At 72.6% G+C, this 16,298-nt stretch carries 12 protein-coding genes; 7 read left to right on the top strand and 5 right to left on the bottom strand.

The window, feature by feature from the left end; genetic code table 11:
• Positions 1-2: 2 nt before the first annotated feature.
• Positions 3-917, bottom strand: a complete 915-nt coding sequence (locus ACFVFH_RS31725; protein WP_383775093.1) for an aldo/keto reductase — start codon at positions 915-917, stop codon at positions 3-5.
• Positions 918-1,205: 288 nt separating this feature from the next.
• Here ACFVFH_RS31725 and ACFVFH_RS31720 point away from each other — a divergent pair, with 288 nt between their 5' ends.
• Positions 1,206-1,769 (top strand): hypothetical protein, encoded by a 564-nt coding sequence (locus tag ACFVFH_RS31720; RefSeq protein ID WP_383775091.1) that lies wholly within the window; start codon positions 1,206-1,208, stop codon positions 1,767-1,769.
• A 242-nt stretch (positions 1,770-2,011) separates the two neighbouring features.
• Positions 2,012-5,494, top strand: coding sequence for a M28 family peptidase (locus tag ACFVFH_RS31715; RefSeq protein ID WP_383775211.1), 3,483 nt, complete (start codon positions 2,012-2,014; stop codon positions 5,492-5,494).
• A gap of 71 nt (positions 5,495-5,565) precedes the next feature.
• On the opposite strand, the gene ACFVFH_RS31710 is transcribed toward ACFVFH_RS31715, so the two are convergent.
• Entirely contained in the window at positions 5,566-7,011 is a 1,446-nt protein-coding gene (locus ACFVFH_RS31710) for a helix-turn-helix domain-containing protein (RefSeq protein ID WP_383775089.1), read from the bottom strand.
• Between the two features lie 642 nt (positions 7,012-7,653).
• Between ACFVFH_RS31710 and ACFVFH_RS31705 the strand changes: the two genes are divergently transcribed.
• The gene (locus ACFVFH_RS31705) at positions 7,654-8,595 is read left to right on the top strand and encodes a DUF3048 domain-containing protein (RefSeq protein WP_383775087.1); all 942 of its coding nucleotides are present in this window, start codon (positions 7,654-7,656) and stop codon (positions 8,593-8,595) included.
• Between the two features lie 316 nt (positions 8,596-8,911).
• Entirely contained in the window at positions 8,912-10,240 is a 1,329-nt protein-coding gene (locus tag ACFVFH_RS31700; protein WP_383775084.1) for a geranylgeranyl reductase family protein, read from the top strand.
• A gap of 25 nt (positions 10,241-10,265) precedes the next feature.
• On the opposite strand, the gene ACFVFH_RS31695 is transcribed toward ACFVFH_RS31700, so the two are convergent.
• Entirely contained in the window at positions 10,266-11,096 is an 831-nt protein-coding gene (locus ACFVFH_RS31695) for a LysR family substrate-binding domain-containing protein (RefSeq protein WP_383775082.1), read from the bottom strand.
• A 58-nt stretch (positions 11,097-11,154) separates the two neighbouring features.
• Here ACFVFH_RS31695 and ACFVFH_RS31690 point away from each other — a divergent pair, with 58 nt between their 5' ends.
• Complete coding sequence (locus ACFVFH_RS31690) at positions 11,155-11,559, top strand: DUF5997 family protein (protein WP_383775079.1); 405 nt, start codon at positions 11,155-11,157, stop codon at positions 11,557-11,559.
• 163 nt (positions 11,560-11,722) lie between these two features.
• On the opposite strand, the gene ACFVFH_RS31685 is transcribed toward ACFVFH_RS31690, so the two are convergent.
• Positions 11,723-12,253, bottom strand: coding sequence for a nucleoside deaminase (locus tag ACFVFH_RS31685; protein WP_383775077.1), 531 nt, complete (start codon positions 12,251-12,253; stop codon positions 11,723-11,725).
• Between the two features lie 135 nt (positions 12,254-12,388).
• On the opposite strand from ACFVFH_RS31685, the gene ACFVFH_RS31680 reads away from it, so the two are divergent.
• Positions 12,389-13,609, top strand: coding sequence for an MFS transporter (locus ACFVFH_RS31680; protein WP_383775075.1), 1,221 nt, complete (start codon positions 12,389-12,391; stop codon positions 13,607-13,609).
• Positions 13,610-13,638: 29 nt separating this feature from the next.
• On the top strand, positions 13,639-14,826 hold the full coding sequence (locus ACFVFH_RS31675; protein ID WP_383775073.1) for an amidohydrolase: 1,188 nt from the start codon (positions 13,639-13,641) through the stop codon (positions 14,824-14,826).
• Positions 14,827-14,938: 112 nt separating this feature from the next.
• On the opposite strand, the gene ACFVFH_RS31670 is transcribed toward ACFVFH_RS31675, so the two are convergent.
• Positions 14,939-16,228: an MFS transporter gene (locus tag ACFVFH_RS31670; protein ID WP_383775070.1), complete on the bottom strand. Its 1,290-nt coding sequence runs from the start codon at positions 16,226-16,228 to the stop codon at positions 14,939-14,941.
• Positions 16,229-16,298 lie beyond the last annotated feature (70 nt).

Genomic DNA, 16,298 nt, shown 5'->3' with positions numbered 1-16,298 from the left:
CGTCAGCCGGACGGCGGCACGGGTGCCCGGTTCAGCAGCTCCAGTTCCTCCGGCGTGAGGCGCAGCGCGCCGGCGGCCACATTGGCCTCCAGATGGGCCGGGTTCCCGGTGCCCGGGATGGCGAGCACATGCGGACCCTGCTGCAACGTCCACGCCAGCCTGACCTGGACGGCCGAGACCCCGTGCGCACGGGCCACCTCCAGGATCTCCGGCCGCTCCGAGTCACCGGCCCCGGCCTCGCGACGCTCCCCCGCTATGGAGTAGAAGGGCACGAAGGCGATCCGCTCCTCGCCGCAGATCCGGAGCATCTCCGCCGATCCGGGGCGCAGCGAGCCGATCGCGAACCAGTTCTGCACGCAGACGACGGGGGCGATCTCCCTGGCCTCGGCGAACTGCTCCGGCCGGACGTTGGAGAGACCGAGATGGCGGACGAGCCCCTTCTCCCGCAGCTCGGCCAGCGCGCCGAAGTGCTCGGAGACCGGGCCCGGTCCCTGGGTGCGCAGGTTCACCACGTCCAGATGGTCGCGGCCGAGCTGACGGAGGTTCTCCTCGACCTGGCCCCGCAGCTGTTCGGGCCGGGCCCAGGGCAGCCACTCACCGGACGCGTCACGGCCCGGACCGACCTTGGTGGCGATGACCACGTCGTCCTGGCGGGGCCCCAGCGCCCGGTTGATCAGCTCGTTCGCGGAACGCAGCGACGAGAAGTAGAAGGCCGCCGTGTCGATGTGATCGACGCCGAGCTCCACCGCGCGGCGCAGCACGGCGATGGCCCGGTCGCGGTCACCCGGGGCCGCGGCGTCGTCGAACGCCGCGCCGTTCTGCGTCAGGCGCATGGCGCCCAGCCCGATGCGATGGACCGTCAGGTCGCCCAGCTCCCAGGTGCCCGACGCCGCCGCCGGGAGGGTCGTGGTGGTCATGCTCCGAGCCCTTCCGTCGGTACCGCGCGACCGGTTCCGCCGGGGCGGAATGCCCTCGCCCCATCGATTGACTTGTCATCAGCCATGGTTCGCGATATGGTGATTATGATCTCTGCCTCTTTCTGATCATTTGCCATAGGTGCAGGATAACGGCGGCGCCTTGTCGCGTACAGCCCCGTGCCCGTTCCGGTGTCATGCGTCAAGCAGGCGTCAGGACCTTCCGCCCCGACGTCAGCGGTGCGTCAACGGACTCCGGCGAACTCCACGGGCGCGCCTAGCGTCACTGCCATGCGACGCCACAACACCCGGAGCGCTCCCGGCCCTCGTCCCGGCCTGCCGCCGCCCTCCTCCGACACGACCGCCGACGACGACGGCTGGCCCGCCGATCGGCGCTTCGCCGTGCACTGCTCCGTGACGCTCCTCGGACTGCTGACGGTGGTCGACGCGGCGGCCGGTCACCTCACCTGGCCGCGCGCCCTGCTGTGGACCGGGCTGGCGGCGCTGTTGTGCGCGGTCCTGGTGCCGCCCCGGGTGCGCGCGGGCACCGGATGGCTCTCCAGCCGGGGCCTGTTGCGCCGGCGGACCGTGCGCACCGACCGGCTCGTCTCGGTGCGCTGGTCGGACGGTGTCGCCCAGCGCATGGTGCTCCGCGACACCGAGGGCGGCCGGGTCGAGGTCGACCCGGAGGTGTTCCTCGCCAATCCGGCGCTCTGGCACCGGCTGGACGAGGACGCCCGCGGCTGTGTGGCACGCGGGACGCTGCGGTGCGGGGTGACGGCGCTGCGGCAGCTGTCCGACCGCATCGACCGCGGGCACGCGCGCACGGTGTTCAGGATCTCCGGGCTGGAGTGATCGCCCCTCGCGCCCACGGCGTTGTGCGATCCCACCACCGCGGCTTGACCAAACTTGCCAACCCTCCCCACAGCCTTCGCAGTTCGTTGACGAGTCCATGACGACGTGTGAGTGTTCGGTCGCTCGATCACGGACACCGGGGGGCGCGGGCGGCCGGCGACGGCCGGGGCAAGCGCGTCATGGTACGCGGCTGCCCGTGATCGAGGCCCCCCGATCAAGGAGCCTCGATGAAACTCAGACCAATGACGGCCGGGACGACCCTGGCCGTCCTCGCCTCCATGCTCGTCGCCACCGGCGCGCAGACGGCGTCCGCCGAACCGGCACCGCCCGCCCCGAGCGCGCTCGCGGCCGCCGTGTCGGCGGCCGACCGGGCCGCCTCCAGTGGTCTCGACACCCTGGCGAAGGGACCCGAGGAGCGGTACGAGCGGCAGATGGTGACCCCCTGGGTCAAGGGCCTGTACTCCGTCGCGTACCAGCGCACCTACCGCGGCCTGCCGGTCGTCGGCGGGGACGCCGTCGTGGTGGCCGACTCGAAGGGCCGGGTCCGCGCCACCCAGTCCGCGGTCTCCCGGCGGATCAACGTGCCCACCACACCGTCCGTCTCCGCGAAGTCGGCCGAGACCACCGCCCGCAAGAAGCTCCGCACGGTGCAGCGGGTGGAGTCGCGGCGGCTGGTGGTCCGGGCCACCGAAAAGTCCTCCCGGCTGGCCTGGGAGACCGTGCTCACCGGGCGCACCGCCAAGTCCCCCAGCCGGCTGCACGTCTTCGTCGACGCGGGCACCGGCAAGGTGCTCGACAGCTACGACGACGTCAAGGCGGGCACCGGGAACAGCCAGTGGAACGGCCCGTCGCCACTGGCCATCGACACCACCGCGTCGGGCAGCAGCTACTCGCTGCGCGACCCCAACCGCCCCGGCCTGAGCTGCGCCGACTACAGCACGGGCAGCGTCTTCACCAAGTCCACCGACTCCTGGGGCACCGGCAACCCCTCCAGCAAGGAGACCGGCTGCGTCGACGTCATGTGGGCGGCGCAGCACGAGTGGAACATGCTGAAGGACTGGCTGGGCCGCAACGGGCACAACGGCAACGGCGGCAGCTGGCCGGTCAAGGTCGGTCTGAACGACGTCAACGCCTACTGGGACGGCTCCTCGGTCTCCATCGGCCACAACAACGCCAACCAGTGGATCGGCGCGATGGACGTGGTGGGCCACGAGTTCGGCCACGGCATCGACCAGTACACGCCCGGCGGCGCCAACAACGAGTCCGGTCTCGGTGAGGCCACCGGCGACATCATGGGTGCCCTGACCGAGGCATACACCAATGAGCCCGCCCCGTACGACGACCCCGACTACACCGTCGGCGAGAAGATCAACCTGGTCGGCAGCGGGCCGATCCGGATCATGTACAACCCGGGGCAGATCGGCGACCCGAACTGCTACAGCTCCTCGATACCCAACACCGAGGAGCATGCCGCGGCCGGTCCGCTCAACCACTGGTTCTATCTGCTGGCCGAGGGCTCGAACCCCGGCGGCGGCAAGCCCTCCAGCCCCACCTGCAACAGCTCCACGGTCACCGGCGTCGGCATCCAGAGCGCGGGCAAGGTCTTCTACGGCGGCATGCTGCTGAAGACGAGCGGGATGACCTACAAGCGCTACCGCACGGCCACGCTGACCTCGGCGAAGAACCTCGACGCCAGCTGTGTGCTCTTCGACCGGACCAAGGCCGCCTGGGACGCCATCAGCGTCCCCGCGCAGAGCGGCGACCCGTCCTGCACGCCCAGTGGCAACAACGACTTCACCATGTCCCTGGACCCGGCGTCGGGCTCCGTGAAGCCGGGCAGCTCGGTGACGGCCGCGGTGCGGACCACGGTCAGCTCCGGGAGCGCGCAGAGCGTCGCCCTGACGGCGAGCGGTCTGCCGAGCGGTGTCACCGCGACCTTCAGCCCGTCGTCGGTGCAGTCCGGTGCGTCCTCGACGATGACCGTCTCGGCGTCCTCGAACGCCGCTCCGGGCTCGTACACCTTCACGGTGAAGGGTGCCGGCACCCAGAGCCACACCGCGCAGTACACCCTGACCGTGGACAACGGCGGCGGCAATCCGGGAGGCGGCGCACCGGACATCAGCATCGCCAACGTGCAGGCGCACCTCGCGCAGCTGAACACCATCGCCACCCAGAACGGCGGCAACCGCCGGGCCGGCAGCGCCGGTTACACGGCCTCCGTCGCCTATGTGAAGGGCAAGCTGGAGGCGGCCGGGTACACCGTCACCGAACAGAGCTGCACCAGCTGCACCTACCGCGGCAACAACCTGATCGCCGACTGGCCGGGCGGCCCGTCCGACCAGACGATCATGTTCGGTGCCCATCTGGACGGCGTCTCCGCCGGTCCCGGGATCAATGACAACGGCTCGGGCTCGGCCACCCTGCTGGAGAACGCCCTCGCGCTGGCCCAGCGGAACCCGACCATGACGAAGCACATCCGCTTCGCCTGGTGGAACGGCGAGGAGCAGGGGCTCCAGGGCTCGCAGTACTACGTCGGGCAGCTCGGCTCGGCCCAGCGCAGCGCCATCAAGGCGTACTACAACTTCGACATGGTGGCCTCGACCAACGCCGGCTACTTCATCAACAACGTCAACTCGGCCGCCTCCGCGCCGATGAAGGAGTACTGGGACTCGCTGAACCTCGCTCCGGAGGAGAACGTCGAGGGCCAGGGCCGTTCGGACGACTACTCCTTCCAGCAGGGCGGCATCCCCACCTCCGGCTACGCGACCGGTGCCGACGCCACCAAGTCGTCGGCGCAGGCCGCCAAGTGGGGCGGCACGGCAGGGCGTTCCTACGACTCCTGCTACCACTCGTCCTGCGACACCACCGCCAACATCAACGCGACGGCGCTCGACCGCAGCGCCGACGGTGTCGCGTACACCATCTGGAAGACCTCGGTCGGCAGCACCACGCCCGGGGACGACTTCTCCGTCTCGGTGAAGCCGGCCTCGGGCAACGTCCAGCCGGGCGGCTCGGTGACCGCGAGCGTGTCCACCGCGACGACGAGCGGTTCCGCGCAGAGCGTGAAACTGACGGCCTCCGGCGCGCCGAGCGGGGTCACCGTCTCGTTCGACCCGGCATCCGTGCAGTCGGGCTCCGCCTCGACGATGACCGTCTCCGCCGGGGCCCAGGCCGCGGCGGGTACGTACACCCTCACGGTGACCGGGACCGGCACGGCCGCCCACACCACGACGTACTCGCTCGTCGTCGGTGGCGGCGGCAGCTGCCAGCCACGGCAGGTCGTCGCCAACGGCGGCTTCGAGAGCGGGGTCGCCCCGTGGAGCCAGACGGACGGTGTGATCAACAACCGGACGTCGGAGAAGCCGGCCCACTCGGGCTCCTACATGGCCTGGCTCGGGGGCTGGGGATCCACGCACACGGACACCGCCTCGCAGTCGCTGACCGTTCCGGCGGGCTGCTCGACGTACAAGCTGTCGTTCTATCTGCGCACCGACACCAACGAGTCGGCGGGCGACCCGACCGCGTACGACACGTTCACCGTGAAGCTGGGCACCAAGACGCTCGCGACGTACTCCAACGCGGACGCCTCGGGCTCCTACGTCCAGAAGACCTTCGACGTCGGCGCCTTCGCCGGGCAGACGGTCACCCTCGGGTTCACCAGCAGTGAGGACGCCTATCTGCAGACCAGCTTCGTCGTGGACGACGTGACGCTCGACGCGAGCTGATCTCCCCGTAAGTTCCTCCGTCCGGGGCGGGGCGTGCGCACACGCCCCGCCCCGGACTCCGTCGGTCCCGCTCAGCGGACGACGGCCGCCAGCCGCCGGGTGAAGTCCTCGATCTCCGGCCGGTCGTCGTGCCGGGCCGCCAACCGGGCGTGCAGGCCCCGCAGTTCCTGGCCCAGCAGGGTCGAGGCGGTGACCTCGGTGGTGTCCAGGACCGGCCCGGCGATGGCCACCGCCGCCTGTGGGTCCCGGGCGCAGACATGGGCGTCCGCCATCCGCGCCAGGAACAGCATCCGCGCCGAATGCATCCCGGGCGGGAGCAGGGCCAGCGCGGTGCGGGCGGCCGCGACGGCGCGCAGCGCCAGCCGGCGGTCCCCGGTCGCCGCGGCGAGGTCCCGCAGCGCCCCCGCGGCGCCGGACTCCACCCGCAGCCGCACCGAGGCGACGGAGAGCCAGGGCGCCTCCGTCTCGTCCTGCTCGCCGACCCGGTCCAGCTGCGACCAGGCGCGGTCGATGTGGCCGAGGGTCTGCCGCGCGTCGCCCCGTACGGCGTGCCCGCGCGCCAGGTACAGATCGCTCATCGCGCCCGCCCAGTACCGCCCGGTGGCGGCCTGCCGGATCGCGCCTCCGTAGGCGAGGGCGGACGGACCGTCGCCCTCCAGCCGCGCCAGTGTGCTCATGTCGCTGAGTGCGGCCACCTCCGTTCCGACATGACCGGCCAGCCCGGCCCAGACCAGGGAGCGGTCCAGCCAGGCCATCGCGGTCGCGTTGCGGCCCCACAGCAGCCGCAGGCAGCCCGCGGACTGCGCGTACTCGGCCGCCAGCGGGGCGAGTTGGCGCTGGTACGGCGCGGCGGGCAGGGCCATCCAGCGAAGCATCGCGTGCAGGGTGCGTTCGACCACGACGGTCGCTCCGGGCCAGGCGCGCTCCTCGTCGGCCCGCAGACAGACGGCGAGCAGCGCCGTCAGGGCGTGCACGGTGTCGATGTCCAGGGCCGGGCACGACACGGTGGCCGGGCCGAGGGAGCAGAAGGACGCGTGCAGGGCGATGACGTCGGCGAGCACGGGGACGGTGCAGCCGTCCCGGCCGTGCACCGGGCAGATCAGCCCGTAGCTGGGCAGACGGCTGGGCAGGACGGTGTCCGGCGGCAGCATCGCGAGCAGGGCGCCGCCCGCGGGTTCCCCGGGAAAGGGGCCCTGCCGCGCGGCGACCGGTGCGGGGACCTGCCCCGCGCTCTCCGCACCCGTGGCGCCCGTGCCGGCGGCCTCCGCCGCCTCGCAGGCGGCGAGCAGGGCGCCGTCCGCCGACATCAGCTCGTCCAGTCTGCGGGCCAGCGGCAGCGGCGTCCGGCGGGTGCCGTGCTCCAGCTTGCTGATGGCGGTGTGGTCGTACCCGACGCGGGCGCCCACCTGGGCCTGGGTGAGCCCGGCGCGCCTGCGCCACTGACGCAGCCGGGTGCCGAAGGCTCGCCACACCTCTGCGGTGCGGGCATCCGGTGCGGGGCCCATGTCCTCGGTCACCCGGGGCTCCGCGGCGCGCCGCACGATGCCCCGTCCGTGCCACGCTGACGGCTCATAGCCGGGAGAATAGCGAGCGCGCGGGCGCGCTGTCCCCCGCGTGACGGGAAGATGGCGCCTTCCCGTCACCTCCCGTTCCGTCCCACGTGCCCGCGGCTCCGGGACCCGCGACCGGCGCCGGGCCGGGGCGGCCCAGGGCCCCGGACGCGCCGCCCGGCCCGCGGACGCGGGTAGATCCCGCCGGGGCGGCGGGAGCGACCGTCCGGCCCGACGGCACGTCATGGCCGGTCGGCTCCGGGCGAGATGGCGCGAAGCCGTTGCCCGTGGTCCGCGATCCGGACGATTCGCGCCGCCGCCGCATGAACGGGACACCCGCCGGGCATGTGACGGGTAGTCGACAGGGGGTGGTGGCAATGGGCCGCATCAGGATCGTCCGACGTCCACAGCTGCCGTCCCGGCCGCCGCCCCTCGATCTGCGGACCCCGTCCGGCCGCCCGCTGCCGTACTGAGCGCGGAGCCCGACACGCGTCCCGCCCCCGGAAGCCTCCGGTGGCGCCCTTCTGCCTGATGATGGGCGGGGAGCCGTCGCGGCGAGCGGCAGTAGCCGGAGGCGTCGCGTCGGCCGACTCGGAAGGGACGGCCCCCATGCACGCATTCCGCGCGAAGCGACCGGTGGCGGTGTCAGCGGTCCTGTCGGCGCTGCTGCTCGCGGCGGTGGCCGGCTGCCGGGGCGGCTCGCCCGGCGGTACCGCGCCCACGTCCTCCGGCGCGCGCGCCCATGTGCTCGCCGTGAAGATCGACAATGTCGGTCCCGCCCGCCCGCAGACCGGACTCGGCAAGGCGGACCTCATCTATGTGGAGCAGGTCGAGGCCGGGCTCAGCCGCATGATGGCCGTCTACTCGTCCTCGCTGCCGCCCGTGGTCGGCCCGGTGCGCAGCGCCCGGGAGACGGATCTGGAGCTGCTCCGCCAGTTCGACCGGCCGACGCTCGCCTTCTCCGGGGCCCAGTCCAAGCTTCTCCCGGCCATCGCGGAGGCGCCGTTGGACCCGCTGACCCCCGAGAAGGATCCGGACGCGTACTTCCGGGACAGTGACCGCGCCGCGCCCCACAACCTCTATCTGCGCCCCGCGCGCGCCTCGCACACCACCACCGGGGCGAACGCCGCCGAGGACATCGGACTGCGATTCGCGGCGGCCGTGCCGGGCGGCAGGGCCCTCGCCGACCGCACAGTCCGCTATCCGGCCGCGAGCTTCACGTTCACCTGGTCCGCCGAGCGGAGCCGGTGGCTCGTCTCCATGGACGGCACCCCGGCCCGTACGGCGGACGGCGCCCGGCTCGGCGCGGCGGACGTGGTGGTGCAGTACGTGACGGTGCGCCCCTCGCTGTACCGGGACCGGTGGGGCAGCACCTCTCCGTACACCGAGACGGTGGGTTCGGGCTCCGCCGTGGTGCTGCGCGGCGGCAAGGAGTACGACGTGCGCTGGTCGCGGCCCTCGGCCGACTCCACGACGGCGTTCACCACGTCGTCCGGCGAGCGGATGACGTTCGCTCCGGGCCAGGTCTGGATCGTCCTCGCGCAGAAGTGATGACAGAAGCGATCACAGAAGCGATACGGCCGACGGGCCCGCCGTAGGTCTCGCGCGGCGTCGGCCGCCGCGCCGGGAACGTGGGAGCGCGCAAGGGCTGCGAACGGTCGTACGACGCTCCATCGGATGGCCGCCTTCGGCCGAACGGCTGGTTGATGAGGGGGGATTGCCCTGGTTTCAGGAACTTCGCCTTGTGGGTCGCGCTCAAGAAGGGGCCGGTTTCCCGGACCGGGTCCCGCGTCGGCCGTCCTTGATCGATGATGATGCGGAAGGCTGCCGTCCCCGGTACGGCACCGGCTCCAGGAAGGGGTTCCCGATGCGGGAAACGACGCCAGACCGGTCACCGTCGGATGCCCGGTCCGACCACGGACCGGACGAGGAGGCCCAGGTGATCGTGGTGGGCGCGGGGCCCGCCGGGTCGGCCGCGGCCTTCCATCTCGCCAGAGCGGGTGTCGACGTCCTGCTGCTGGAGAAGTCCCACTTCCCCCGGGAGAAGGTGTGCGGTGACGGTCTGACCCCGCGTGCGGTGCACCAGCTGATCAGGATGGGCGTCGACATCAAGGCTCCCGGCTGGACACGTTCGCGCGGGATGCGCTGGGTGGCGGGGAAGCACCAGGTGCACATCGACTGGCCCGCGCTCGGCCGCTACCCGGACTTCGGCCTCTCGCGCAGCCGGCACGACTTCGACGACATCCTCGCCCGGCACGCCGTCGCCGCCGGGGCCCGGCTGCGCCCCGGGGTGAAGGTGACCGAGCCCCTGACCGACCGGACCGGCCGGATCACCGGGGTGAGCGCCACGACCGCGGAGAAGGAGCCCCTGGCCTACCACGCGCCGATCGTGCTCGCGGCCGACGGCGCCTCCGCCCGCCTCGCCCTCGCCATGGGGCTGCAACGGGACCCGAGCAGGCAGATCGCGACGGCCGCCCGGCGCTACTACCGCAGCCCCGAGAGGTCCGCGGAGGAGTATCTGGAGCTCTGGGCCGACCTTCGGTTCCCCGGAAGCGATCACTACCTGCCCGGATACGGCTGGATCTTCCCGATGGGCGACGGCCGCGTCAACGTCGGCCTCGGCGCACTTCCGCACCGGCGGCACGGAAAGGCGGACCTGCGCGCCACGTTGGACGAGTGGCTGGCCCGTACCCCCGAACACTGGGGGCTGCGCGAGGAGAACGCGGAGGGCCCGGTCCGCAGCGCCGCCCTTCCGCTGGGCTTCAACCGCCATCCCCTCTACACCCGGGGGCTGCTGCTCGTCGGCGACTCCGGAGGCATGATCAGCCCCTGGAACGGCGAGGGCATCGGTCAGGCCATGGAAGCCGGCGAGGTCGCCGCCGAGACCGCCGCACTCGCTCTCGCCCTGCCCCGGGGCGCCCGGCGCGAACAGGTGCTGCGCGGCTACCCGGTCGAGATGAACCGCCGCTGGGGCCGCTACTACCGGCTCGGCAACACGGCCGCCGACCTGGTCTTCAGCCGCTCGGGGTTCCAGCCGGTCCTCAACCGCTACGTCATGGGGTCGCCGTTCCTGCTCAACACCCTCGCCCGGCTGCTCACCAATCTCACGGACAAGCCCTCGCACGACCTGATCGACCACCTGCTCAACGGCGTCGTACGCCTGGTACCGGAACCGAAGGTACGGCGCAGACGCTGACGCGGGGCCGGGCCGGCGGCCGGTCCTAGGAACGGCGGCGCGGCTTGCCGCGTTTGGCGGCCTTGGGCCCTGCGGACCCGCTCCGCTGGTTCCTCCCGGCCGACTTGGCGCCGGATCTGCCGGATCCTCCGGTCGCCTTGCCGGTTGCCCTGGCGCTCGCCTTGCCTGTCGATCTGCCGGTCGCGGGCTTGCGCCGCGTACCGTCCGCGTCGGCGCTGCCGTCCTTGGACCGGGCCTGGGACCTGGCGCGGCCCCTGGTGCTGTTGACGGTCCGCCCGCGGACGATTCCGATGAACTCCTCCACCAGATCGGTGGTCTCGTCCTCCGGCCAGGACAGCGCGACGCGCGATTCGGGGGCGTCCACCACCGGGCGGTAGGTGAGGTCCTTGCGGTGGTGGAGGCGGGCGAGGGACTGCGGTACGACGAGCAGCCCCACCCCCGCGGCCACCAGCTCGACGGCGTCCGCCGTGGTGGCGGGACGTTCGATCGCGGGCTTCCCGGGGCGGTGCTCCCACTCCAGGGTGTCGTCGAGGGGGTGCAGCACGATGTCGTCGGCCAGCTCCGCCGCGCTGACCTCCTCGACCGCCGCCATGACGTGGTCCTTCGGGATCACGACCACGGTCGTCTCGGTGTACAGGGGGATCGCACTGAGGTCCGTGCGGTCGATCGGCAACCGTACGAGGCCGGCGTCGGCGTCACGCCCCCGCAGCGCGTCGGACGCCTCGGCGGCCGAGACCCCCACGAGGGTCAGCGGGACGTCGGGCAGCCGCTCGTTCCAGATCCGCACCCACTTTCCGGGTGTCACCCCCGGGACGTACGCGAGCCGGAACGAAGGGGTTTCTTCCGAGCTTGTCACTCCGCCAGGTTACCGGCCCTGGTCAGAGGTAGCGCACATGCTCGATACCCTTGACCGCATGACGTCGCACAAGACCGCCCAGACGATGAAGCCCGCGACCGCGGCAAAGAAGCTGGGTGTGTACCTAGAGGCCACCCCCGCCGAGTTCCAGGAGGGTGTCGTCTCGCGCACCGAGCTCAACGCACTGCAGGCCGATCCGCCCGAGTGGCTGCAGGAGCTGCGACGCAACGGACCGCACCCCCGCCCGGTGGTAGCCGCCAAGCTGGGCGTCTCGATCTCGGGACTCGCCCGTGGCGGGGTCACCGAGGCCCTCACGACGGAGCAGATCGACGCGCTGAAGACGGAGGCCCCCGAGTGGCTCCGGCAGGAACGGGCCACCCAGGCCGAGGTCCGGAAGGAAGCGGTCCGCATCAAGGAGAAGAACGCGGCACGCGACGACCGGTCCGGCGACCCGCGCGCCTGATCCGGCCGCCGCTCCGGACCGGCGCCGCCTGATCCATCCGCCCTTCCGGACCGGGGCCGCCTGATCCATTCGCCCTTCCGGACCGCAGGCCCTCGTCCGGACCCGGGCCGGACGAGGGTCCGCGGCGCCCCTCCGGGGTACGGCGGGGTCCACTGACGACGTCCTAGCCGTCGAGGGTCACGCCCAGCATCCGGGCGTGCAGCGCGCGGACCTCCTCGGCGAGCGACGGATCGGGACCCGCCACCGGGATGCCGGGGGCAACGGTCCGGATGGGGAGGGCCGCGACCGGCCCCGCGTCGAAGCCCCAGCTCCGGCGCCACGCCACGAGCTGCTCGGCGCTCGACGCGTACACGATGCGGCCCAGGCCCACCCAGGCGTGGGCCGCGCTGCACATCGGGCAGTGTTCGCCCGATGTGTAGACGACGCTCGTCCGCCGCTCCCGCGGGGAGAGGTGCTCGGCCGCCCAGCGCGCGATCTCGAACTCCGGGTGGCGGGTGGCGTCGCCGTCCTTGACCCGGTTGCGGTCGTGGAAGCGGACCGTGCCGCCCTCGTCCACCAGGAGCGAGCCGAAGGGCTCGTCACCGGCCGCGAGCGCCTCGTCCGCGAGGCCGACGCAGCGACGGAGGAACTCGCGGTCCCGGTCCGTTACCGTCTGCGACGCGTTCGCCGCACCATTATCACTCTCTGTGCTCATACCGCCAGGCTAACAGGCCGGCGGCATTCGGTATACCATCCAGGTCACGGTGGGTGGCGTCTTGCCGCTGCCCTCTTCGCATGCCGACCGGCCGCGACGGCCGGTCGGCCGACGGCGACACGGAGGCACGAGCCAGTGAGGAACGCCCCGGCGAACACCGCCGCGCGGGAGACGGTCTGGAACGCACCCGGCATGCCCGCCCTGTTGCTCCTGACCGCCACGGGGTTCTCGGGATTCGCCGCACTGCTACCCACGGCGCCGCTCTGGGCGGTGCACGGCGGTGCCGACGCCGCCGGCGCCGGCTCGGTCAACGCGGTCCTGATGCTCTGCACCGTGGGCACCCAGACGCTGGTGCCGACCGCACTCCGCCGCCTCGGCTGGCGGACCACCCTGGTCTGCGGGATGGTCCTGCTCGGCGTCGCCTCGCTCCCGCACCTGCTGACGGCCCGGCTCGACGTGGTGCTGGTCCTGGCGGCGGTGCGCGGGGCCGGATTCGGGGTGCTGACGGTCTGCGGCGCCACCGCCGTCGCCGAACTCGTGGAACCGGCACGGCGCGGGAAGGCGGTCGGAGCGTACGGCCTGGCCATCGCGGGGCCGCAGTTCGTCCTGGTCTCGACCGCGCCCTGGGCCGCGGAGAACCTCGGCTTCGGCGTGGTGTTCGCGGTCGGCGCGCTGCCCCTGCTCGGCGTGGTGCCCGCGCTGCGGCTCGCCCGCCGGCTGGGCGCGGCCCCGGCCGGGACCGAGGACCGCCCGCGACGGGACGCCCCGGCGGGCGGTCGCGCCGCGTACCTTCCGCTGCTCCCGCCGATGCTGCTCCTGCTCGGCGTCACCACGGCCGGGGGCGCGCTGATCACCTTCGCGCCGCAGATGAGCAGCGACCCCACCGCGACCCTGGCCGGACTGCTGTTGCTGACCGGAACGGCGGCCGTCTCCCGCTGGCGGTTCGGGGCGCTGGCCGACCGGTACGGCACCCGGCCGTTCCTCTGGCCGCTGGTGATCGTCACGGCCGCCGGACTCGTGTCGACGGCCTGGGCGGTGAGCTCGCCGGAGGCGACGGGCGTGGCTCCGCTGCTGGCCGGGATGGCCCTGGTCGGGATCAGTTACGGCGGGCTCCAGAACCTGACGCTGGTGGACGCCTTCGCCGCCGTCGACCGCCGGTCCGGGGGCGTCGCCAGCGCCGTGTGGAACATCGGGTTCGACGCCGGGACGGGAGTGGGCGCCCTCCTCGTCGGCTACCTCGCGACGGGCGCCTCGTTCTCCCTGGCGCTCATGGTGACGGCCGCGCTCTCCCTGGCCACCCTGCCCCTCGCGCTCACCCGCCGGCGCGGCAACGGGTCCGGTCCACCGACCGGCTGACATCCGAGCATTTGGTATACCATCACCTCATGGCTCATGTGATACTGACGAACGTCCGCCCCTGGGGTGCGGCGCCCGTGGACATCGTTCTGTCCGGCGCCGAGATCCTCTCCGTCGTACCCGCCGGAACGGCGAGCGGCGACGGCGACCGCCTCGACGGCCGCGGTCTCCTCGCCCTGCCCGGCTTCATCAACGCGCACGCCCATCTCGACAAGAGCTGGTGGGGCCGGCCGTGGGTCTCCTACGGCGGGGAGGCGACGACCCAGGGGCGTATCTCCCACGAACGCGCGGAGCGCGACGGTCTCGGTATCCCGAACCCGTCCTCGACCGCTGCCGTGCTCGGTGAGTTCCTGCGCCACGGCACCACGGCGGTACGCAGCCATGTGGACGTCGACCTCGGTGTCGGACTGCGCGGCATCGAGGTGGTCCGCGATGCGGTGGCCGCCCTCGACGGCGCGATCGAGGTGGAGATCGTCGCGTTCCCGCAGGACGGGGTGGTGCGCCGTCCCGGTGTGCTGGACCTCCTGGATCAGGCGGCCGCCGCGGGGGCGACCAGCATCGGCGGTCTCGACCCGGCGTCGATCGACCGCGACCCCGTGGCCCAGCTCGACGGGCTCTTCGGCATAGCGGAACGGCGTGGCGTCGGGCTCGACATCCATCTGCACGACGGAGGGGATCTCGGCGCGTTCCAGATCGAGCTCATCGTCGAACGCACCCTGCGCGCGGGGCTGCACGGCAAGGTGACGGTCTCGCACGGCTTCGCCCTGGGCGAGCTCCCGGTGGACCGGCAGCGGAGTCTGGTCGAAGCCTGCGCGGAGGCCGGTGTCTCCTGGGCGACCGTGGCCCCGGTGCGCACCGCGCCGCTTCCCTGGCGCTCCATGCGGGACCACGGTGTGCCGGTCGGCCTCGGCACCGACGGCATCCGCGACCTGTGGTCGCCGTACGGTGACGGCGACCTGCTGCGGGTCGCGCTCGGTTTCGCCCGGCTCCACGGTCTGCGCACCGACGAGGAGCTGGCCCACGCGGTGGAGCTGGCCTCCAGGCGTGCGGCGGGGTTCGTGCACCGCGACACCCACGACCTCGTCGCGGGGGCGCGGGCGGACATCGTGCTGCTGGACGCGGAGAACGTGCAGGACGCCCTCGTCCGCGCGCCGCGCCGGGACCTGGTGGTCGCCGGTGGCCGCGTGGTGGTCCGGGACGGCGAACTCCGGCTCTGAACCGGTGACGGGAGAACGGCCGCGGCGGACACGTTCCGCCGCGGCCGTCTCCTTGGGCCGGGACCGTCCCGAAGCCCGTGGCGCCGGAGCCGTACCTCGGGTACGGCCGGTGCTACGGGGCGTTCGCGCCGCTGTACCGGAGCAGTCGGGGCACTCGGACCGCGAGCGCCAGCACCACCGCGACCAGCAGGATTCCGCTGAGGAACGCGGTGGTGCCGACCCCCACCCGCTCGGCCGCCGCACCGAGCCCGAGCGAGGCGAAGGGCATGACGCCGATGGCGAGTTCCTGGAGGCCGAGGGCCCGCCCCCGTACCTCCGGCGCGGTCGTCATCAGCAGCAGGGTGGTCTGGAGCACCCCGAACGAAGCGCTCATCAGCCCGATGCACGCCATCAGCGCGAACGAGAGCGGGACCGTCCGGGACAGGGCGAACAGCGACCACAGCGCGCCCCAGGCCACCGTGCCGAGGACGAACAGTCCGCCCTTGAACCGGAAGTCGCCGAGCGCGGCGATGACGAGCGATCCGGCGAGGCCGCCCAGGCCGCCGCAGGTCAGGAGCCACCCCAGCCCCGCGGCGTCGAGCCCGAGGGCCTCCTTCGCGAACACCGGCATGAACCCCTGGTACACCGGCCACAGCAGGACATTGGCGGCGAGCGTGACGAACAGTACGGCCGCGGTCAGGCGGCTGGTGAGGACCGTACGGAATCCGCTGGTGAGCATCCGCAGCACGGGTTCCGGGCGGCCCGGCGTCGCCTGTCCGGTGCCGCGCAGGGGCCAGAGCGCCACGAGCGAGAACGCGTACCAGGTGGTGGAGATCCAGAGAGCCGCGGGCGCCCCGAAGGCGCTGATCATCGCCCCGCCGACCGCCGGACCGATCACCTGCGTCATGTTCATCGCCAGGGCGTTCAGCGCGTTGGCGTTGCTGAGGTTCTCCCGTCCGACGAGATCGAGGACGAGCGAGCCGCGCGCCGGCTGCGAGGGGGACTGCGCCAGGCCGATCGCCAGTCCCCCGGCGACCAGCGCCCCGTACGACACCGGGCCGGACGAGGCCATGACCGCCACGGTGACCACGGCCGCCAGGGCCCACAGACAGGCGATCATGAGCAGCCGCACCCGGTCGTACCGGTCGGAGAGCACTCCGGCGAAGGGGCCCAGCAGCATGGGGGCGAGCCGTACGGCGGTGAACACCGCGAGCAGGAACTCCGAGCGGGTCGTGTCGAAGACGAGCCAGCCCAGGACCAGCGTCTGCGTCCACGCGCCGCCGTAGAAGAACAGGTTGGAGATCCACAGGAGACGGAATCCCCGGCTGCTCCGCAGCGAGGACAACGCCTGCCGGACCCCCGCCGTGCGTGGCCCCCTCGGCACCGGCCCCGACGACGCCTCCACCGACTCCTGCTGCGACAACGCGCCCCTCCTCGTACGACACCAGCAGGAATGGTATACCAAAGGTGGAGGTGCGCCTCGGCCGGTCCCG

This window comes from Streptomyces sp. NPDC057697 (genome assembly GCF_042799335.1).
Lineage (GTDB): Bacteria > Actinomycetota > Actinomycetes > Streptomycetales > Streptomycetaceae > Streptomyces.
Note: the sequence above shows the minus strand (reverse complement) of the source record. Positions and strands in the feature narration are given on the sequence as shown.